Annotated in this window: 22 protein-coding genes; 21 read left to right on the forward strand and 1 reads right to left on the reverse strand. The window is 64.8% G+C overall.

The features are described from left to right. Position 1 precedes the first annotated feature (1 nt). From HNO82_RS11730 to HNO82_RS11780, 11 genes are all read left to right on the forward strand, one after another. Positions 2–2,392, forward strand: coding sequence for a putative bifunctional diguanylate cyclase/phosphodiesterase (locus tag HNO82_RS11730; protein WP_175343840.1), 2,391 nt, complete (start codon positions 2–4; stop codon positions 2,390–2,392). Positions 2,393–2,449: 57 nt separating this feature from the next. Then, entirely contained in the window at positions 2,450–3,469 is a 1,020-nt protein-coding gene (locus HNO82_RS11735; RefSeq protein WP_175343841.1) for a DUF3034 family protein, read from the forward strand. Between the two features lie 16 nt (positions 3,470–3,485). Further along, the gene (locus tag HNO82_RS11740; RefSeq protein WP_008329590.1) at positions 3,486–3,932 is read left to right on the forward strand and encodes a group I truncated hemoglobin; all 447 of its coding nucleotides are present in this window, start codon (positions 3,486–3,488) and stop codon (positions 3,930–3,932) included. A gap of 104 nt (positions 3,933–4,036) precedes the next feature. Next, entirely contained in the window at positions 4,037–4,408 is a 372-nt protein-coding gene (locus tag HNO82_RS11745; protein WP_008329589.1) for a COG4315 family predicted lipoprotein, read from the forward strand. Between the two features lie 18 nt (positions 4,409–4,426). After that, the gene (locus HNO82_RS11750) at positions 4,427–4,990 is read left to right on the forward strand and encodes an RNA polymerase sigma factor (protein ID WP_175343842.1); all 564 of its coding nucleotides are present in this window, start codon (positions 4,427–4,429) and stop codon (positions 4,988–4,990) included. Continuing rightward, complete coding sequence (locus HNO82_RS11755; protein ID WP_175343843.1) at positions 4,987–5,850, forward strand: anti-sigma factor family protein; 864 nt, start codon at positions 4,987–4,989, stop codon at positions 5,848–5,850. Before HNO82_RS11750 ends, HNO82_RS11755 begins: the two co-directional genes overlap by 4 nt. Positions 5,851–6,061: 211 nt before the next feature. After that, complete coding sequence (locus tag HNO82_RS11760) at positions 6,062–6,250, forward strand: hypothetical protein (protein WP_008329586.1); 189 nt, start codon at positions 6,062–6,064, stop codon at positions 6,248–6,250. Positions 6,251–6,463: 213 nt separating this feature from the next. After that, positions 6,464–6,652, forward strand: a complete 189-nt coding sequence (locus tag HNO82_RS11765) for a YjfB family protein (protein ID WP_008329585.1) — start codon at positions 6,464–6,466, stop codon at positions 6,650–6,652. A 200-nt stretch (positions 6,653–6,852) separates the two neighbouring features. Next, positions 6,853–7,155, forward strand: a complete 303-nt coding sequence (locus HNO82_RS11770) for a helix-turn-helix transcriptional regulator (RefSeq protein ID WP_034350420.1) — start codon at positions 6,853–6,855, stop codon at positions 7,153–7,155. Then, on the forward strand, positions 7,152–8,489 hold the full coding sequence (locus HNO82_RS11775) for a type II toxin-antitoxin system HipA family toxin (protein WP_175343844.1): 1,338 nt from the start codon (positions 7,152–7,154) through the stop codon (positions 8,487–8,489). The genes HNO82_RS11770 and HNO82_RS11775 overlap by 4 nt, the downstream gene beginning before the upstream one ends. Next, the gene (locus HNO82_RS11780; RefSeq protein WP_008329579.1) at positions 8,486–9,385 is read left to right on the forward strand and encodes a pseudouridine synthase; all 900 of its coding nucleotides are present in this window, start codon (positions 8,486–8,488) and stop codon (positions 9,383–9,385) included. The genes HNO82_RS11775 and HNO82_RS11780 overlap by 4 nt, the downstream gene beginning before the upstream one ends. Before the next feature lie 15 nt (positions 9,386–9,400). Here the strand turns inward: HNO82_RS11780 and HNO82_RS11785 are convergent, their stop codons facing one another. Continuing rightward, positions 9,401–10,069 carry a GntR family transcriptional regulator gene (locus HNO82_RS11785; protein WP_175343845.1) on the reverse strand — a complete coding sequence of 223 codons (669 nt, stop codon included), beginning with the start codon at positions 10,067–10,069 and terminating at the stop codon, positions 9,401–9,403. A 150-nt stretch (positions 10,070–10,219) separates the two neighbouring features. Between HNO82_RS11785 and dctP the strand changes: the two genes are divergently transcribed. The 10 genes from dctP to HNO82_RS11835 are packed head-to-tail and all read left to right on the forward strand — an operon-like array spanning position 10,220 to position 19,405. Further along, on the forward strand, positions 10,220–11,251 hold the full coding sequence (dctP, locus tag HNO82_RS11790) for a TRAP transporter substrate-binding protein DctP (protein WP_175343846.1): 1,032 nt from the start codon (positions 10,220–10,222) through the stop codon (positions 11,249–11,251). Beyond that, complete coding sequence (locus HNO82_RS11795; protein ID WP_008329575.1) at positions 11,248–11,826, forward strand: TRAP transporter small permease; 579 nt, start codon at positions 11,248–11,250, stop codon at positions 11,824–11,826. The genes dctP and HNO82_RS11795 overlap by 4 nt, the downstream gene beginning before the upstream one ends. Beyond that, the gene (locus HNO82_RS11800) at positions 11,823–13,172 is read left to right on the forward strand and encodes a TRAP transporter large permease (RefSeq protein WP_008329574.1); all 1,350 of its coding nucleotides are present in this window, start codon (positions 11,823–11,825) and stop codon (positions 13,170–13,172) included. Before HNO82_RS11795 ends, HNO82_RS11800 begins: the two co-directional genes overlap by 4 nt. Next, positions 13,173–14,840 carry a malonate decarboxylase subunit alpha gene (gene mdcA / locus HNO82_RS11805; RefSeq protein ID WP_175343847.1) on the forward strand — a complete coding sequence of 556 codons (1,668 nt, stop codon included), beginning with the start codon at positions 13,173–13,175 and terminating at the stop codon, positions 14,838–14,840. Between the two features lie 24 nt (positions 14,841–14,864). Continuing rightward, entirely contained in the window at positions 14,865–15,179 is a 315-nt protein-coding gene (gene mdcC / locus HNO82_RS11810) for a malonate decarboxylase acyl carrier protein (RefSeq protein ID WP_175343848.1), read from the forward strand. Beyond that, on the forward strand, positions 15,176–16,072 hold the full coding sequence (locus HNO82_RS11815; RefSeq protein ID WP_175343849.1) for a biotin-independent malonate decarboxylase subunit beta: 897 nt from the start codon (positions 15,176–15,178) through the stop codon (positions 16,070–16,072). Before mdcC ends, HNO82_RS11815 begins: the two co-directional genes overlap by 4 nt. Before the next feature lie 9 nt (positions 16,073–16,081). Further along, the gene (gene mdcE / locus HNO82_RS11820; protein ID WP_175343850.1) at positions 16,082–16,822 is read left to right on the forward strand and encodes a biotin-independent malonate decarboxylase subunit gamma; all 741 of its coding nucleotides are present in this window, start codon (positions 16,082–16,084) and stop codon (positions 16,820–16,822) included. A 2-nt stretch (positions 16,823–16,824) separates the two neighbouring features. Then, a complete protein-coding gene (gene mdcG, locus HNO82_RS11825; RefSeq protein WP_034350418.1) occupies positions 16,825–17,547 on the forward strand; it encodes a malonate decarboxylase holo-[acyl-carrier-protein] synthase in 723 nt (240 codons plus the stop codon). After that, complete coding sequence (gene mdcB, locus HNO82_RS11830) at positions 17,535–18,464, forward strand: triphosphoribosyl-dephospho-CoA synthase MdcB (RefSeq protein WP_175343851.1); 930 nt, start codon at positions 17,535–17,537, stop codon at positions 18,462–18,464. The genes mdcG and mdcB overlap by 13 nt, the downstream gene beginning before the upstream one ends. Next, positions 18,461–19,405, forward strand: a complete 945-nt coding sequence (locus HNO82_RS11835; RefSeq protein WP_175343852.1) for an ACP S-malonyltransferase — start codon at positions 18,461–18,463, stop codon at positions 19,403–19,405. The genes mdcB and HNO82_RS11835 overlap by 4 nt, the downstream gene beginning before the upstream one ends. Positions 19,406–19,432: the final 27 nt, after the last annotated feature.

The raw sequence follows: 19,432 nt of genomic DNA on the forward strand, positions 1-19,432 counted from the left end.
GGTGCGTCTTTACCGTCTGGAAAGCAAGATTGTCGCGCTGTTCATCATCCTTATCGTGGTGGTGCAACTGGCCGGCTTCGTGGCGATCCGAACCGCCATTGATCGCAATGCACGCAGTGCCATCAGCGACGAGCTGGTCGTTGGTGAGCGTGTCTTCACGCGTCTGCTGGATCAGAACGCCCAGCAACTGACCCAGGGTGCGCGACTGCTGGCCTCGGATTTCGGTTTCCGCCAGGCCATCGGCACCGATGACCGCGCCACCATCGCCTCGGTACTGGCCAACCATGGCGCGCGCATCGGCGCCTCCATGGGCATGCTGGTGGGGACCGATGGTCTCATCCATGCCTCCACGCTCGCTTATCCCGATACCGATCTGCAACGCAGCAGTCTCGAACTGGTGCGCCGTGCCGGCAACGGCAATGGCGCCGCCGAGAGTGCGGTGGTTGGCGACAGCCTGTTCCAGATCGTGGCCGTTCCGATCAAGGCGCCGGTCACCATCGCCTGGGTGGTGATGGGTTTCCCGGTAGATCGCAGTCTGGTCAACGACATGCGCGCGCTGTCGCAGTTGCAGGTCTCCATCCTGGTACGCCAGCGCGGCAATGCGGTCTGGACGGCCGATGTTTCTTCCCTGCCCGGGCCGCAGGCGCAGATGATGGTCACACAGGCCAGCCGCCAGCCGATGGACCAGGCCGGGGCCACCGACCTGCAGATCGATGGCAACCAGTATCGTGCGCGCGTGCTGCCGCTGGCCCGCGCCAGCAATGGCCAGGAAGCGGTGGCGGTATTGCAGCGCTCGGTCAGCGAGGCCGTGGCGCCGTACCAGCGCCTGCAACTGATCCTGCTCAGCATCACCGTGCTGGGTGTGCTGGGCGCGGCGGTGGCCAGTGCCGTGATGGCGCGTCGCATCACCAGTCCCCTGCGCGACCTGGCTGCGGTGGCCAAGCGGCTGGGCGAGGGCGATTACGGTGAAGGCCTCTACATCCGTCGCCAGGACGAGATCGGCCGGTTGGGCGCAGCCTTCGAAACCATGCGCTCGGAAATCGCCAGCCGTGAACTCAAGATCAGCCGTCTGGCCTATCAGGACCAACTGACCGGTTTGCCCAACCGGGTGCAATTCTCCGACCTGCTCAGGGAAGCGATCAGCCAGGCGCAGGCGCAGCCCGGCACCCACTGCCACATTCTCATGATGGACCTGGACCGTTTCCAGCAGGTCAATGACGTGCTGGGACACAGCTTCGGCGATGACCTGCTGCGCCAGGTGGCCGTGCGCCTGGCCGCCCAATTGCAGTATCCGGGGGCCAAGGTGGCGCGCCTGGGCGGGGATGAATTCGCCATCCTGCTGCCGGGGGTGGACCTGGACGGCGCGCTGGCCCAGGCCGTGCAGATCCTGCGCGCGCTGGAACAGCCGCTGTCGTTGCAGGAACAGACCGTGGATCTGGGCGCCGGCATCGGCGTGGCCGGTTATCCCGCCCATGGTGAAAGCAGCGAGGTGTTGCTCAGCCGTGCGGAGGTGGCCATGTACACCGCCAAGCGCAAGGGCAGCGGCGTGGTGATCTATGACCCGGCCATCGACCAGAGCAGCCAGGAAAGCCTCTCGTTGCTGTCCGAACTGCGCCGCGCGCTGGAGCGCGACGAATTCATGCTGTACCTGCAACCCAAGCTGGACCTGGCCACCGGTGCGGTGGTCGGCGGCGAGGCGCTGGTGCGCTGGGTGCATCCGGAGAAGGGCTTCATCGGTCCGGACAATTTCATTCCCTTTGCCGAGACCACCGGTTTCATTCGCATGCTGACCATCTGGATGATGGAAAAGGTCGCGCAGCTGTCGGCCCGCCTGCACGCGCAGGGGCTGCGTCTGAAGTTTTCGGTCAATCTTTCCACGCGGGACTTGCTGGACCTGGAGCTGCCGGCCGCCTTTGCTGCCATCCTCGAACGCCATCGCCTCACACCCGACGCGCTCTGCCTGGAGATCACCGAAAGCGCCATCATGGACGACCCGGCCCGCGCCCAGGGCACCCTGGACCGGCTGGCGGACATGGGCTTTGCCTTGAGCATCGACGACTTCGGCACCGGCTATTCGTCCCTGGCCTACCTGAAGCGTCTGCCGGTCAATGAGTTGAAGATCGACAAGTCCTTCGTCATGAAGATGGCGCAGGACCAGGACGATGCCAAGATCGTGCGCTCCACCGTGGACTTGGGCCACAATCTGGGCCTGCGGGTGGTGGCCGAAGGCGTGGAAAGCGAAGAGGTCTGGTTCCTGCTGCGGCAGATGGGCTGCGACCAGGGGCAAGGGTATTTCATGGGTAAGCCGATGCCGGTGGAGCGCTTCCTGGAGTGGTTGCCGCAATGGCGGGCGCCGGAGGCGCTGGATCAGTCGGAAAACGTCGCGATATGAACGATGGCGCAGGGGGCCGCGCCAGCAAAGCATCACCAAGAGGGGGCAGGGGGCAGTATGAAGAAAATTGCCAAAAGTGGCATGTTCGCATTGCTGGTGACGCTGGCCGTGCCGGCCATGGCGCAGATCAGTGATGCCCAGCGGGAGGCCTGGATGCAGGCCCAGCAGCGCAAGGCTGCGCAGGCCATGCGCAGCGCGGCTGCCACCGACGGTGCGAGAGCGGCAACGGCCGCGTCGGCAGCCGCCCAGGACAACGCCCGCTGGATGCCCGACCTGGGCAAGCTCAGCGCCACCGGCGGCGTGATCCAGGTCGAGGGTGCGGGCGGTGGCGGGCTCACGCCGTGGGCGCTCATCACCGGCTATGGCACCCGCGACAGCTATGGCGCCAACGCCCATTACACTTACCTGTCCACCCAGGACTACACACTCAAGTCCTATGGCGTGGCCGTGGGTCTGCGGGACCGGGTGGAACTGTCGCTGGCCAAGCAGGAGCTCTATGGCAGCCTGGCGCCGCTGGCCGATCTCCGGATCACCCAGGACATCGTCGGCATCAAGGTCAAGCTGGCCGGCGACGCCGTCTACGACCAGGACCGCTGGCTGCCGCAGATTGCCGTGGGCGCCATGTTCAAGCACAACAACGGCATCGGCGGACTGGGCTCGGTGACCAGCGTGAAGCAACTGGGCGCGGCCAGCGACAGCGGCATCGATTATTACGTGTCGGCCACCAAGATCCTGCTGGCGCAGAGCCTGTTGCTCAATGGCACGCTGCGGCTGACCAAGGCCAACCAGATGGGGCTGCTCGGTTTCGGGGGCGACCTCAATGATCGCTATCAGGCCATGGGCGAGTTCTCGGCGGCTTACCTGCTCAACCGCAAGCTGGCGCTGGGGGTGGAATACCGCATGAAGCCGCGCAACCTGGCCGCCGACCATGAGAAGGATTACTACGACGCCTTCCTGGCCTGGTTCCCCAGCAAGAACCTGTCGATGACCCTGGCCTACGTGGCGCTGGGTGACATCACCGTCTACAACCCCAAGCGGCAACGCGGCGTCTATCTGTCGCTGCAGGCCGGTTTTTGAGCCCACGGGAGCAGCGATGAACCAGTTTGCAATGAAGCAGGCCGCCACCGTACTGGCCCTGGCCTGCACCCTGGGCCTGGCGCAGGCCCAGAGTCCGGCCACGGCCGATGACAGCCTGTTCCGCGCCCTCGGTGGTCTGCCCGTGATCGAGCGGGTGGTACAGGACTTCATGGACAACATGCTGGCCGATGCCCGCATCCGGCATACTTTCGACCATTCCAACATCAAGCGCGTGAAGGAAAAGCTGGTGGAGCAGTTCTGTGAGTTGAGCGGTGGCGGCTGCGTCTATACCGGCGACCCCATGCGCGAAGTGCATCAGGGCCTGAAACTGAGCAATGCCGATTTCAACGCCCTGGTCGAGGATCTGCAATTGTCGATGGACAAGAACGGCATCCCTTCGCGTACCCAGAACCGACTGCTGGCACTGCTGGCGCCGATGCAGCGCGAGACGGTGACGCGGTAGCAAAAAATATTTCCTGGCGGCGGGAATAAAGCAGGGCCGCCTTCCGTATACGTCGGCATGGGTATGGCACACCGCGCAACCCGACCACGAAAAGGAAAAACACCATGAGACTGCTCGCAACCTCCCTGCTGGCCCTGGCCTGCGCTTCGGTTTCCTTCACCGCCTCGGCCCAGAGCGCCGGTGTCAAGACCATGGATGGCATCCTGGTCGATGCCAAGGGCATGACCGTCTACACCTTCGACAAGGACACTGCCAACAGCGGCAAGAGCGTCTGCAACGGCCCCTGCGCCAAGCTGTGGCCGCCGGTGGCGCCCATGGGCATGGCTGCCGCACCGTATTCCACCGTCACGCGCGACGATGGCAGCGCCCAGCTGGCCTACCAGGGCAAGCCGCTGTACCTGTACGAAGCCGACAAGAAGCCGGGTGACCGCACTGGTGACAATTTCAAGGACGTCTGGCATATCGTCAAGCCCTGATCCTGGCTGACGCACACCATGTTCGGACGCACCGCCAGGCTGCAGCGACAGCAACGGGAACGACAGGCCGACGAGCAAGCCATGCTCGCCTGCCTGCCGCGCCTGCGCCGCTATGCCCGCGCGCTGACGGGCCAGCGCGACAGCGCCGACGATCTGGTGCAGGACACGCTGGAGCGTGCCTGGCAGAAGCTGGACAGCTGGCAGCGCGGCAGCGACATGCGGCCCTGGCTGTTTGCCATCATGCACAACCTGCATGCCGACCAGCGCCGCCAGCCGGCGCTGGTCACGGTGGAGCTGGAGCAGGCCGCCGAGGCGGCGTTGCCGGCGTCCTCGGCCGAGCCTGGTCTGGCCCTGGCCTTGGACCTGGAAGCTGCCCTGCAACGGCTTCCCGCCGAACAGCGCGAAGTCCTGCTGCTGGTGGTGCTGGAAGAAATGCGTTATGAAGACGTCGCCGCCACGCTGGGCATTCCGACCGGGACCGTGATGTCTCGCCTGTCGCGTGCCCGCGAGCGGCTGCGGCAATGGATGGAGGGCGCCGGCGGCCAAGGTGAAGCCGGCGCGACCCTGAAGGTGGTGAAATGAAGACCCCGGCACTTCCCGAAGAAGACCTGCACGCCTATACCGACGGCCAGTTGAGCGCCGCCCGTGCCGCCGAGATGGCCACCTGGCTGGAACAGGACCCGGTACACGCCGAAGATCTGCATCGCGTGCGCGCCTGGCGGGCCCAGAATCGCGCCCTGCATGCCCATTACGACCCGGTCCTGGAAGAAGCGTTGCCACCGCGCCTGGCGGCGGCCGTGCTGGCCGGCGCCGGGGAGCCGCATCGGCGGCGTGACGAAGACAATGAGGGCGCCGCAGGTGCCGCCAACGCCCCTCGCTGGTGGTCTTATGCGGCCATGCTGTTGTTGACCCTGGCCGGGGCTGCCGGTGGCTGGCTGGCGCATGACCTCGCCCCGGGCGGTGCTGCCCGCACCAGCCTGGCGGCAGCGCCCGTGATGCTGGCACGTCAGGCGGCGGTGGCGCATACCGTCTTCAGTGCCGACCTGCGCCGACCGGTGGAAGTCGGCGCCGATCAGGAGCAGGCGTTGGTGACCTGGCTCTCGCGGCGGCTGGGGGCGAATGTACGCGCTCCCAAGCTGGCCCCGCTCGGTTATGACCTCATCGGTGGCCGCCTGCTGCCGGGCCAGAGCGGTCCGGTGGCGCAGTTCATGTACCAGGATGCGGCCGGCCAGCGGCTGACCCTGTATGTCTCGCACGACCAGGTACAGAACCGGGAGACCGGTTTCCGTTTCGCTCAGGAAGGCAAGGTCAATGTCTTCTACTGGATCGATGGCCAGTTCGGTTATGCGCTCTCGGGCAGCATCGCCCGCGCGGAACTGTCCCGCATTGCCGGTTCGGTCTATGAGCAACTGGTCTCGCTGCCGGCGGCGCCATCACGCTGAGCCTCTCACGGCCGGCGTCGCCCCGACTTGAGGTTTACACATGCAAAAGCGCGTAAGGACGGGGCAAATCCTGTCAAGACTGGCCGCTTGCCTGCCGCTAACACATTTACCCATGACGTAAAGCCTGATCAACCATGGTAGGGGGGTAGAGAAAACATGGCCGATCAGGCGGGCGTCATGGTCCGGTTGCACTTCAGACAAGGAGTTTCATATGGAGCTAGCAACTATCGCCAGCGGTGCAGCAACGGCCTGGTTGGTCGACAAGGCGGCGCAGTCCGTCGGCATTGATCTGGGCAAGGTCGCCAAGACGGCGGTGGATGATGTGTTAGGTGCGGCCACGACAGTGGCGCGCCTGCCGTCCAATGTCAACATCGGGCGCATCATCAATACCATCGTCTAGGCAGTCACGGCGTGCTGGACTGGCGTCGGCTCGATCGCACCCTTCGGGGTGCGATTTTTTTTGAGTGAAGCAATCTTCATCAAGGCGAGTCTTGTGATACTGACAAATACTCAAAAAAATCCTTGATTGATGTAAAGAAACAGCGTTCAATGCCGTAATCAAGGCACCGGGCGACGCATCCTGTTTCCCGGCATCCCCCACAAGGAGAGTTCCATGGATGTCACTCAAATCGCATCACTGGCCACCAGCATGGCGTCGGCGCAGACTTCGGATTCGGTCAACGTACTGATGCTGAAGAAGGCGCTCAACACCCAGGCTGCCGCTGCCGTGGGGGTGTTGCAGGCACTGCCGCCGTTGCCGGCCAACCCGAATATCGGGCGCAACGTCAATACCACTGCCTGAACACCGTCCTCTTGAAATCGCAGCCCTTGCCGGGCTGCGATTTTTTTTGCGTACTTCGTGCCGAGTTCAGCGCTTTTCCTTCCTCAAAAAGAATAATAAATTGGTCTTTTAATGAAAAGACCAATTAATTGGTCTTGATTTCGCTCAGATGACCAATACAATGGTCATATGTAAAAAGAACCATTTAATTGGATCTTCCCATGACCACTCTGGTAGACATCGGCCACCGCATTCGCATTGCCCGCAAGGCGCGCGGGATGACCGCCATCGCCCTGGCCGAGCTGGCCGGGATGCACCGCAATACCTTGCTGGCCCTGGAAACCGGGCGTGGCAACATCGAGCTGGTCAAGCTGCTGGCCTTGTGTGAAGCGCTGGACCTGGATCTGTTGCTGCTGCCGCGCCAGGCCGCACCGCTGCGTGCTGCCGATGCCCAGGGCAGCGGCAGCCAGACCGAACTGGGTGCGCGCCTGCAGGCGCTCATGGGCCAAGGAGAGGGCGCATGAGCATGCTGCGTTCGCTGCGCATCCGTCTCGGTCAGACTGACGTCGGGTCGCTGTTTGCCCTGGATGACGGGCGCTGCTACTTCCGCTTCGATGATGCCTATGCCATGCAGGGGCCGGATCGTCCTGTGCTGTCGCAGCTCTACCTGGCCTCGAGCGAAGAACGCACCCGGGCCCAGTTGCTCGATCCCACGCTGGCCGCCAACCGGGGGGATGGTCGCGGCGGATTGCCCCCCTTCTTCCAGAACCTGCTGCCCGAAGGGCAGTTGCGCAAACACCTGATCCAGCGCGCCGGACTGGCGCCGGACGATGAATTTGGCCTGCTGGCCTATTGCGGACGCGATCTGCCCGGCGATGTCTCGGCCCTGGCCGAAGCGCTGGATGAGCGCGCACTGGGTCGCCTGCTGGGGCAAGGACACGACAGTTACGAGATGAGCTCCGGCCAGTTGCCGGTACCGGACGGGGAATCGCTCTCGGGCGTGCAACCCAAACTGGCACTGGTGCGCGAGAGCGGGGGGCGCTATGTGATGCGCTCCAGGGATAGCCAGGGCAGCCACTTCATCGCCAAGCTGCCGGCCACCGACTATCCCAACATGCCGCAGGTGGAGTTCGCTTCGCTCACCCTGGCCGAGGCAGCCGGCGTACGGACCTGCCGCTTCAGCCTGGAGCCGCTGTCGGCCATCGCCGAGCACCTGCCGTTCGGGCTGCGCAATGACGCCAGCCGTTTCCTGCTGGTACAGCGTTTCGACCGCGATGCCCCCACGCCCACGGCACGTCGGCACATGGAAGATTTCGCCCAGGTCACCGGGACTGCGCCGGCGGCCAAGTATGTCGGTACCTATGCGGCCATCGGCGTGGTATTGCTCGAACGCAGTACGCGCGGGGCCGAGGATGTCTACGAATTGCTGCGGCGGATCAAGGTCAACGAACTGCTCGGCAACTTCGATGCGCACCTGAAGAACTTCAGCCTCCTCTACCACACGCCGCAGACTGCAGCGCTATCGCCAGCCTATGACATCGTGGCCTATGCCGCCTACGTGGGCGGGAATGGTCATGCGCTGGCCTTCGTACCAGGGCAGAAGGGCAAGCAATTGCTCACGCCTGCCATCCTGCGCCAGCTGGCCAACCTGTGGCGTCTGCCCGAACCCCGGCTGCAGGCGGTGCTGGTGGAGACGGTGGAGCGCGCCATGAGTCAATGGCCGGCCCTGATCGAGAGCCTGCCCTTCACCGATGCCCAGCGCACCAGATTGCTGGCGCATCTGGAGGCCAATGCCAGCGTGGTGGCCTGGCATCGCCGCGCCGCGCGCAGGAAACCGGTGAACGGGGAGGGCGCATGAGACCCACGCCGACCCTGCCCATGCGCGAGGGCTTGTCACCCAGCTATCTGTGGCTGCAACCGGGACCGTGGCGCGACATGCTGTCTTTCCTGGCCGAGCACTTCACCGCTGTGCCCGAAGCGATCTGGCGCGAGCGTCTTCTGCGTGGAGAGGTGCGCAACCAGCAAGGGGAGCACTTGCGTCCGGAGTCGCCCTATCGCAGCGGGGATTGCATTTTCTATTACCGGGAATTGCCCCAGGGTGAAGAACGCATCCCCGTGGAAGAAAAGATCCTGCATCTGGACGATCACCTGCTGGTAGCCGACAAGCCGCATTTCCTGCCGGTGATCCCGACTGGCCGCTTCGTGCAGGAAACCTTGCTGGTGCGCCTGAAGAAGGCCACCGGCCTGCAGGACCTGGTGCCCATCCACCGGCTGGACCGCGAGACGGCCGGGGTGATCGTCTTTTCACATCAGCCGGCCAGCCGGGGCAAGTACCAGTCCATGTTCCAGCAGCGGGCGATGTTCAAGGTATATGAAGCCATCGCCCCGCTGCGGCCTGATCTTGCGCTGCCACGGGTGCATCGCAGCCGCGTGGAAGAGATGCCTGAACAATTCTTCAAGATGGTCGAGGCTGAAGGCGCACCCAATTCGGAAACCCATATCTCCCTGCTGGAGGCACGCGGAGAACTGGGCCTGTACCAGCTGGAGCCAGTGACCGGCAGGCGCCACCAGTTGCGCGTGCACATGGCCGCACTGGGCATTCCCATCCTCAATGATCTGTTCTATCCCGATGCGGTCCCGGTCGGGGTGGCCGATGATCTGGACAAACCACTCAAACTGCTGGCGCGTTCGCTGTTCTTCATTGATCCGCTGGACGGCAGCGAGCGCCATTTCGTCAGCCAGCGCAGCCTCTAGCCGGCTGGCCGCAGCTCATGCGGCCGACTTGAGCTGGTGCAGCGAGGCCACCAGGTCGGCAAAGCGCTGCCCCTGGATCATGATGTGCTGGCGCAGCACTTCCACGGTGCGCTCAGGATCGCCCGCAATGATGGCATCGACCACGGCCTGGTGTTCGTCATAGGACATCTTCAGGCGATCCCGCACCCGCAGCTGCAGCCGACGGTAGGGGCGCAGGCGGCGGTGCAGGGCGCGCGCCTGCTCGGCCAGGAAGCCATTGTGGCTGCCGGCGTAGATGTGGTCGTGGAAGGCTTCGTTCAGGTAGAAATAGGCATCCGGATCGCAGGCATCGCGCGCGGCCTGGCAGGCCTGGTGCGCCGCCAGCAGTTCGGCATGCTCGGCCGGTGTCATGCGGCGTGCGGCCAGGCGACCGCACATGGCCTCGAATTCGGCCATCACTTCAAACATCTCGATCAGTTGCTGCGGGCCGATCTCGGCCACGATGGCGCCCCGGCGCGGACGCATCTCGACGATACCCATCGAGGCCAGCTGGATCAGCGCCTCGCGAATGGGTGTGCGGGAAACGCCGAACTCCTCGGCCAGCGAGGTTTCGTCCAGATGTTGGCCCGGCGCCAGCTTGCCGACGGCAATCATCTCTTCGATCGATTCGCGCAGGGTTTCGGAACGGGTCTTGGGCGTGTCCATGGTGGTTTGTCTTCAAAGCAAGCATTGTAAAGGGAAGGGCTCCCAGTGGATTAATGCTTGACAATGTATTCGTTTCGGCTGAAATTGTATACACGATGAGAGCATAAAAACACACGCGTAGTTCCATCAATATCTGGAGGAGACACCAGCATGACCAGCACAAGCAACCAAAGCCGCCGCCACTTCCTTGGCACCCTTGCCGCCGCCCCTCTGGCTGCCGCCATGCCCGCCGCATGGGCGCAAACGGCCAGTCTGAAGATTTCTCACCAGTTCCCCGGTGGCACCCTGACCGAAGGCGACTTCCGCGACCGCCTGGTCCGCATGTTCGCCCAGCAGGTGAACGAAAAGACCAAAGGGGCCTTGAAGTTCGAGATCTATCCCGGCTCGTCCCTGATGAAGACCAACGCGCAGTTCTCGGCCATGCGCAAGGGCGCGCTGGACATGTCGCTGGTGCCGCTGAACTACGCCGGCGGCGAAGTCCCGGAAACCAACATCGGCCTCATGCCCGGCCTGGTGACGTCCTACCAGCAGGGCGCGGCCTGGAAGAATGCTGAGGTTGGCAAGGAACTGGCCCGCATCCTGGGCGAGAAGGGCGTGGTCATCGTCAGCTGGATCTGGCAGGCTGGCGGCGTGGCCTCGCGCGGCAAGCCCATCGTCGAGCCGGCTGATGCCAAGGGCATGAAGGTGCGCGGCGGTTCACGCGAGATGGACCTGATCCTGAAGGAAGCGGGTGCCGCCGTGGTGACCCTGCCGTCCAATGAAATCTATGCCGCCATGCAGACCGGCGCGATGGATGCGGCGATGACCTCGTCGACTTCCTTCATGTCCTTCCGTCTGGAGGAAGTGGCCAAGGCGCTCACCACCGGTCGCGACAAGGCCTACTGGTACATGTTCGAACCGCTGATGATGTCCAAGGCCGTCTTCGAACGCCTGCCCAAGGACCAGCAGGCCGTCATCATGGCCGTCGGCGCCGAGATGGAGCAGTTCGCCATCAAGGCCGCGCAGGCCGATGACATCGCCGTGGCCCAGGTCTACCAGAAGGCCGGTGCCAAGGTGGTCGACCTGAACGCCGAGGTCGTCAAGAAGTGGCAGGACATCGCCCGCAATACCGCCTGGAAGGACTTTGCGGCCCGCAATGCCAACTGCGCCAAGCTGCTGGCGCTGGCGGAGAAGACCGTATGAGCCATGGCTTCGAGATGCCCGGCGCGGCAGTGGCGCGCCCGGCCGTCCCGGCCAGTGCCCCGGTGGCCTGGCTGGCGGCCTTCCTGCAGGGCTACCATCGCGTGGCCGTGTTCCTGGGGATGATCGCGCTGCTGGTGACCTCCTGCATCCTGACCTATTCGGTGGTGGTGCGTTATTTCTTCCACCAGCCGACCGACTGGCAGGATGAAGCCTCGGTCTTCATGCTGGTGGGCGTGATCTTCCTGTGCTCGGGTTATGTGCAGTCGCTGCGCGGCCACATTGGCATCGAGGCACTGGCGGGCATGCTCTCGCCGCTGGCCAACAAGGTGCGCATGTTCATCGTGGATGTGCTGTCCTTCCTGTTCTGCGCCTTCTTCACCTGGAAATCGTGGACGTTGTTCCATGAAGCCTGGGCCGAAGGACAGACCACGTCCTCGACCTTCGCGCCGCCGCTGTGGATTCCCTATTCGCTCATGGCGCTGGGCATGACCATGCTGACGCTGCAATTGCTGGTGCAGGTCTTGACCCGCATCACCGGCACCGTTCCTGCCGCACAGAGCGGAGGTGCGCAATGAGTCCGCTGACCTTGGGTGTGCTCTATGGGGTGGTCACCATCCTGGTGATGTGTTCGGGCATGCCGATCGCCTTCGCGCTGGGCGTGGTGGCCACCGGTTTCATGGTCTTCTTCATGCCGGCATCGTCGCTGGACACCATCACGCAGAATGTCTATGAGGAAATCGCTTCCATCACCTTGCTGTCGATCCCGCTGTTCATTCTGAAGGGGGCGGCCATCGGCAAATCACCTGCCGGCAAGGACTTGTATTCGGCCATCCACGCCTGGTTGAACAAGGTGCCGGGCGGGCTGGGCATTGCCAACGTGTTCGCCTGCGCGCTGTTTGCGGCGATGGCGGGGTCTTCGCCTGCGACCTGCTCGGCCATCGGTTCGGCAGGTATTCCGGAGATGCGCCGACGCGGTTACTCGCCCGGGTTCGCGGCCGGCATCATCGCCGCCGGGGGGACGCTGGGCATTCTGTTGCCGCCCTCGATCACCATGATCCTGTATGCGGTGGCCGCTGAACAATCGCTGGGCCGCCTGTTCCTGGCCGGAATCGGTCCCGGGCTGCTGCTGGTGATGCTCTTTGCCGGCTATGCGGTCTTCCGTGCCCGCAAGGAATACAAGCTGGCACATGCGGTCTACAGCGCCGGTGGCGCCAAGTCGGCCTATCTGGATGACGAGCATTTCACGCTGGCGCAGAAGGTGGAAATGCTGCCGCGCGTGCTGCCCTTCCTGATCCTGCTCATCGGCGTGATGGTGGCTCTCTATGGTGGCCTGGCCACGCCCTCCGAAACCGCAGGCCTGGGCGCGCTGCTGGCGCTGGTGCTGATCGCGGTGGTCTATCGCATCTACAAGCCGAAAGAGATCGCGCCCTTCCTCAGTTCCACCATCAAGGAATCGGGGATGCTGCTGCTCATCATCGGCATGTCGCTGCTGTATTCCTACGTGATGAGCTACCTGCACATCAGCCAGTCGGCGGCGCAGTGGGTGGTCGATCTGCATCTGTCGAAATGGCTGCTGCTGGCGGTGATCCTGGCCATGGTGATCGTGCTGGGCTTCTTCCTGCCGCCGGTGTCGATCATCCTGATGACCGCGCCCATCATCCTGCCGCCCTTGAAGGCGGCGGGTTTCGACCTGATCTGGTTCGGTATCGTCATGACCGTGGTCATGGAGATGGGTCTGATCCACCCGCCGGTGGGGCTGAACCTGTTCGTGATCAAGAACATCGCACCCGATATCGCACTGGGCGATGTCATCAAGGGTACGATTCCTTTCCTGGCGCTGATGTTTCTTGCGGTCCTGCTCTTGTGCATGTTCCCGGGCATCGCGACCGTATTGCCTGACCTGTTGATGGGAGCCAATTAAATGAGTGGTAACGAACGCGTGTGGAATGCGCGCCAGAAGAACCGTGAACAGCGGCTGGCGCGCGCCACCGCCGCATTGGGCAGCCAGTTGCAGGGCAAGATCGCCCCTGCCGACAAACTGGCCGAGCTGCTCTGTGCGGTGCTGGAAAACGGCGACCGGGTCTGTGTCGAGGGCAACAACCAGAAGCAGGCCGATTTCCTGGCCAAGGGACTGGCCGCGCTCGACCCGGCCCGGGTTCATGGCCTGCACATGCTGTTCTCCGTGCTGGCCCTGCCGGAACATCTGGACGTGTTCGAGAAGGGTATCGCCGACCGGCTCGATTTTTCCTTCTCCGGTCCGCAGGCCGGCCGTCTGGCCAAGCTGGCCTCGGCCGGCAAGCTCAACATCGGGGCCATCCATACCTATCTGGAACTGTTCGGTCGCTACTTCGTCGACCTGACCCCGCGCGTGGCACTGGTGGCCGCACAGGCCGCCGACCGCCACGGCAATCTCTATACCGGGCCCAATACGGAAGATACGCCCGCCATTGCCGAAGCGACGGCCTTCTCCAGCGGCATCGTGATTGCCCAGGTGAACGAAATTGTCGATGAGCTGCCACGCGTGGATATCCCTGCGGACTGGGTCAGCTTCGCCATCAAGGCGCCCACGCCGCATTACATCGAACCGCTTTTCACGCGCGATCCGGCGCAGATTTCCGAAATCCAGGTCTTGATGGCGATGATGGCCATCAAGGGCATCTATGCCGAATACGGCGTGCAGCGACTGAACCACGGCATCGGTTTCGATACGGCGGCCATCGAGCTGATCCTGCCGACCTACGCCGAATCGCTGGGCCTGCGCGGCAAGATCTGCAAGCACTGGGCGCTCAATCCGCATCCGGCCTTGATTCCTGCCATCGAGGCCGGGTTTGTGGAGTCCGTGCACTCCTTCGGCTCCGAGCTGGGCATGGAAGACTACATCCGCGCGCGGCCCGATGTCTTTTTCGTCGGCCCCGATGGCTCCATGCGCAGCAACCGCGCCTTCTCGCAGACGGCCGGTCACTATGGCTGCGACATGTTCATCGGCTCCACCCTGCAGATCGACTTGCAGGGCAATTCCTCCACGGCCACGCTGGGCCGCATTGCCGGGTTTGGCGGCGCCCCCAACATGGGTGCGGATGCGCGCGGACGCCGCCATGCCAGCGAGGCCTGGCTCAAGGCGGGCCAGCAGGCGCGCGCCGGCCGCAATACCATCCCGCGCGGACAGAAGCTGGTGGTGCAGACGGTGGAGACCTTCCGTGAACACATGCAGCCGGCCTTCGTCGAAAAACTAGACGCCTGGCAACTGGGCGAACAGGCCAAGATGCCGATTCCGCCCGTGATGATCTATGGCGATGACGTCACCCACATCCTCACCGAAGAAGGCATCGCCAACCTGCTGCTGTGTCGCACCGAAGAAGAGCGCGAGCAGGCCATTCGCGGCGTGGCCGGTTACACGGCCGTGGGCATGGGGCGCGACAAGCGCATGGTCGAAAACCTGCGCGACCGCGGCATCATCCGCCGCGCCGAAGATCTGGGCATCGACAAGCGCATGGCCACCCGCGACCTGCTGGCGGCCAAGACCATGAAGGACCTGGTGCGGGCTTCCGGTGGGCTCTACAACCCGCCCAAGCGTTTCCGCAACTGGTAATCCCTCTGCAACGAAAGCGACACTATGGAAACTTTGACTTTTCGCTTCGAGCACGGCCAGCGCCGTCTCAAGGCTGCGCCTGAACTGGTCGGTGTGGTCAGCTCGGGCAACCTGGAAGTGCTGATCGAGAATGCGTCCCTCAACGGTGCCTGCGCCATCGAGGTCAAGACCGCCGCGCGCGGTTTCGGCACCATCTGGGAAGCGGTGATGAATGACTTCCAGCAGCGCTGGCAACTGGCCGATACCCGTATCTCCATCAATGACATGGGCGCCACGCCGGCCGTGGTCAGCCTGCGCCTGGACCAGGCTGTGGAAGCCATGGTGGAGGCGGGCCAATGACCGCGAGCTATCTGGAAGCCACGGCGCGCGAGCGCATCCTGGCGGTACTCGACGCCGGCAGCTTCAAGGAACTGCTGCCACCCGCGCAGCGCGTGGTCAGCCCGCACCTGGGCCAGCTCGATGCGCCGGTGTCCTTCGATGATGGCGTCATCATCGGCGAGGGCCTGCTGGGCGGACGCGCCGTGATGGCCGCCGCGCAGGAGGGCGGATTCATGGGCGGGGCCGTGGGCGAGGTACATGGTGCCAAGCTGGTGGGCCTGCTCAAGCGCGCCATTGCCAAGCAGGCCGCAGGCGTCGTCCTGCTGCTGGAAACCGGCGGTGTGCGCCTGCATGAAGCCAATGCCGGGCTCATCGCCGTCTCCGAAGTGATGCGCGCGGTGCTGGAAGCCCGTGCCGCAGGCATCCCGGTGATTGTGCTGGTCGGTGGTGCCAATGGCTGTTTCGGCGGCATGGGCATCGTGGCGCGCTGTGCCAATACCGTCATCATGTCCGAGGAAGGGCGGCTGGCCATGTCCGGTCCGGAAGTGATCGAGACTGCCAACGGCGTCGAGGAATTCGATTCGCGCGACCGTGCCCTGGTCTGGCGCACCACCGGCGGCAAGCATCGCTACCTGATCGGCGACTGCCAGCAACTGGTCAGCGATGATACCGAGGCATTTCGCACCGCCGCCATCGGCGCGCTGGGCAGCATCGCCGATACGCAACTGACCCTGGCATCGCTGGAAGCCGAGCAGGAAATGCTGCGTCGTCGCATCGCCACCTTCGGCCACGCCGAAGATCCGATGGACATCTGGGCCGAGCTGGGTGTGGCCCGTCCGGAAGCAGTGCCGATGCTCGAAGCCGCTGCCTTCACTGCGCTGGCCGAGCACCTGCGCATTGTCTCCAAGGCCTGAGAGGAATTCATGAACCAGACTGTTACTCCACCCCAGGTCGACTGGCGCGCACTGGCGCAGGACCTGTTCCCGCAGGGCCACGCGATCACCGAGCAGGATCAGTTCCTCTCCGGCACGGCGCAGGTTGATGGCCGTACCGTCACCGTGGTCGGCACCACCGGCCATACGCCCATCGGCATCGAGATCGCCCTGGCCCAGGCCAGCGTGATCCTGCAGACGGTGCGGGAACATCCGGGCCGCCCCATCGTGATCCTGGTCGATACCCAGGGCCAGCGCCTGCGCCATCGTGATGAAATGCTGGGCATCAACAGCTACATGGCGCATCTGGGCAAGTGCGTGGAACTGGCGCGCCGCCAGGGCCATCGGGTCATCGGCCTGGTGTATGACCAGGCGCTCTCGGGCGGCTTCATCACCAGCGGCCTCATCGCCGATGCCTGCTATGCCTTGCCCGACGCCACCATCCGCGTCATGGGCTTGCCCGCGATGGCGCGCATTACCAAGGTACCGGAAGAACGGTTGACCGAACTGGCCAGGAGCAATCCGGTCTTTGCGCCCGGTCCCGAAAATTATTTACGCATGGGCGGTGTCACCGAGATCTGGAACGCCGACCTGGCCGGCGCGCTGGCCGATGCGCTGGCCCAGGATCGCAGCGCCGATACCCGTGCGGCCACCGGGCTTGCGCGCGGCGGACGCAAATGGGCGCAACGGGTCATCGATGCGGTCGCCCACGATACTGCCTTGAACGGATGAGCATGTCGTCCGCGCAGTCCCTGGTCCACGCGCGCCACCACCTGCTCTGGTTGAGCCAGGCCGGCTGGCTGCGCCTGCAGGCCACTGATATGGATGCCCGCCAACACGCCACGCTGCAGCATTGGCAGCAGATGCGCTGGCCGGTGATCGTGCGTCGTCGCGATGCACAGGCCAGCGAGCAAGAGATCTGCGTGGGCATCGCCCTGCCGCCCGATGCGCAGGGCAACAAACCGCGCATCGCCTTGCGGGTGGGGACGCAGGAGGTGGCGGCCAGCCGGGCGCCGTTGCTGCTGCGTGACATCGTCGCTGCGCGTCTGAGCACGCTGCCCGCCGCGTGGCAGACGGGATTGGCACAGTTGCAGGAGCACATGGGGCGCGCGGACATCGCGCTGTCCGTCTTTGGTTCGCTGGCCTGGCAGGCGCTCACTGCGCAAACCTATCTGCGCAGCAGTTCCGACATCGACCTGCTGTTCCAGCCACGCAGCCAGTCCCAGCTGGAAGCGGGCGTACGCTTGCTGGCCTGGCAGGCCATGTTCCTGCCGCTGGATGGCGAAATCGTGTTTCCCGACGGGGCCGCCGTGTCGTGGAAAGAATGGCGACAGGTGGCGGTGCTGGGCCACCACCCTGAGGGGCAGGTCTTGGTCAAGCGGCCCGCCAGTGTGGCGCTGGAGCGCGTGGGCGCATTGCGGGCCAGCCTGCCACTGGAGCATTCATGCGCCGCCTGATGCAGCATCCCGATACGCTCAGGCAGCCCCTGCATCACACGCAGAAGCGTCGTGCTGCCCGCGAGAACCTGGCGTTCTGCCGGCAACTGGCGCGGCTGGCGGTGCGCAGCCTGTACCAGGAGCTGGTGCTTTATCCCAAACCGGGTCTGGTCTCGCGCGTGGACAATGGCAGCCACACCGACATGACGGCCGAGACCTTCTTGCGCAGCCTGTTCGCGCTGCGCCATTATTTTTTCCAGATTGCCGCTGCCGGACTGGATGGCGCACCCTTCCACACCTTGCAGAAACTGGCCCTGCGCGCCGAAGAGCGCATGCTGCGCGCCACGGGCGGCGTCAACACGCACCGGGGCGCGATCTTCGTACTGGGCATGCTGTGCGCTGCCACGGCCTATGCGCGTGGCCGCCACATGTCCTTGCAGCCGGCCACACTGCGCGCCACCCTGCTGATCCAGTGGGGCGATGCGCTGGCGCGTCATAGCGCAGCGGTCGCCGACGCCGAAGCGCCCAGTCACGGCCAGCGCGTAGCGGCCAGGCATGCCGTGGGCGGGGCGCGTGAAGAGGGGGCTTTGGGCTTTCCCGCCGTCTTCGAAGTGGCCTTGCCGCAATGGCAGGCCACCCTGGCGGCGGGGCGGGATCTCCATCATGCCCGCATCGATACGCTCTTCGCGCTCATGGCGCATCTCAGCGATACCAATGTCTATCATCGCGGCGGTGCCGAGGGGGCGGCGCTGGTACGCAATCGCAGTGCGGCCTTTCTCTGCGCCGGTGGCACGGCGCGCGCCGATTGGGAAGCCGATGCGCTGGACTGTCATCGTGATTTCGTCGCCCGGCGCTTGTCTCCGGGCGGGGCGGCCGATCTGCTGGCGGCGACCTGCCTGCTCCATGCGGTCGGCTTGCTGGAGGCCGACAAGGCATGAGCCTGCGCCTGGCCATCCTGTGCCCGGGGCAGGGCGCGCAGCACGCGGGCATGTTTGACCTGCTGCGCGATGATCCGCAGGCCAGCGCCTTCCTTGCACAAAGCGCCTTGTCGGCGCATCTGCAAGCGCCCCTTGAAACGGTGCTGGCGGACCCCGCCCAGTTGTACGCCAATCGCAATGCCCAACCCTTGATCGTAGCGGCGCAGCTGGCTGCCTGGCAGGCCTTGCACGCGCCGCTGGCAGCCATCGCCGGGGCGCCCGCGGTGGTGGCGGGCTACAGCGTGGGCGAACTGTCCGCCTACGCATTGGCCGGACTCATCGATCCCGCCGAGACAGTCGCGCTGGCCGCGCAACGTGCGGCAGCCATGACGCAGGCCGCCAGCGCGCAACCGGCACAAGGATTGATGGCCATCGGTGGTTTGCCGCTGGCGCTGATTCAGGCGTGCCTGGCGCGTCACGGCGGCCATGTCGCCATCGTCACCGGTGAAGACACGCTGATCGCCGGAGGGGCGAACGCCTGCCTGCAAGCCGCAGCCGATGCGCTTGTCACAGCGGGAGCGCGCACTGCCTTGCTGCCTGTTGGGCTGGCCTCTCATACTCCCTTGATGCAATCGGCGACGGCGCCGTTTGCTGCCGAGCTTGCGGCGCATCCCCTGCGCTCACCCGGCCCGGCCTTGCTGGCCGGCGTCACCGGGCAGGCCATCACCGATGCCGCCCAGGCCCGGGCGCTGCTGGTGCGCCAGCTGGTCGAACCCATCCAGTGGGCCGCCTGCATGGATGCCCTGGTCGAACGCGGCGTCACGGTCGCGCTGGAACTGGGCCCGGGCGCGGCGCTCTCGCGCATGCTGCGCGAACGCCATCCGCAGATCGCCTGCCGTTCGCTGGCCGATTTTCGCAGCCTCTCCGGCGCGCTGGCCTGGCTGCGCCGTCAGGCCGACTGAGTGGCCCGGCCGGCACATCCGGCTGGT

Origin of the sequence: Herbaspirillum sp. C9C3, assembly GCF_013359625.1 — a bacterium.
GTDB lineage: Bacteria > Pseudomonadota > Gammaproteobacteria > Burkholderiales > Burkholderiaceae_D > Herbaspirillum.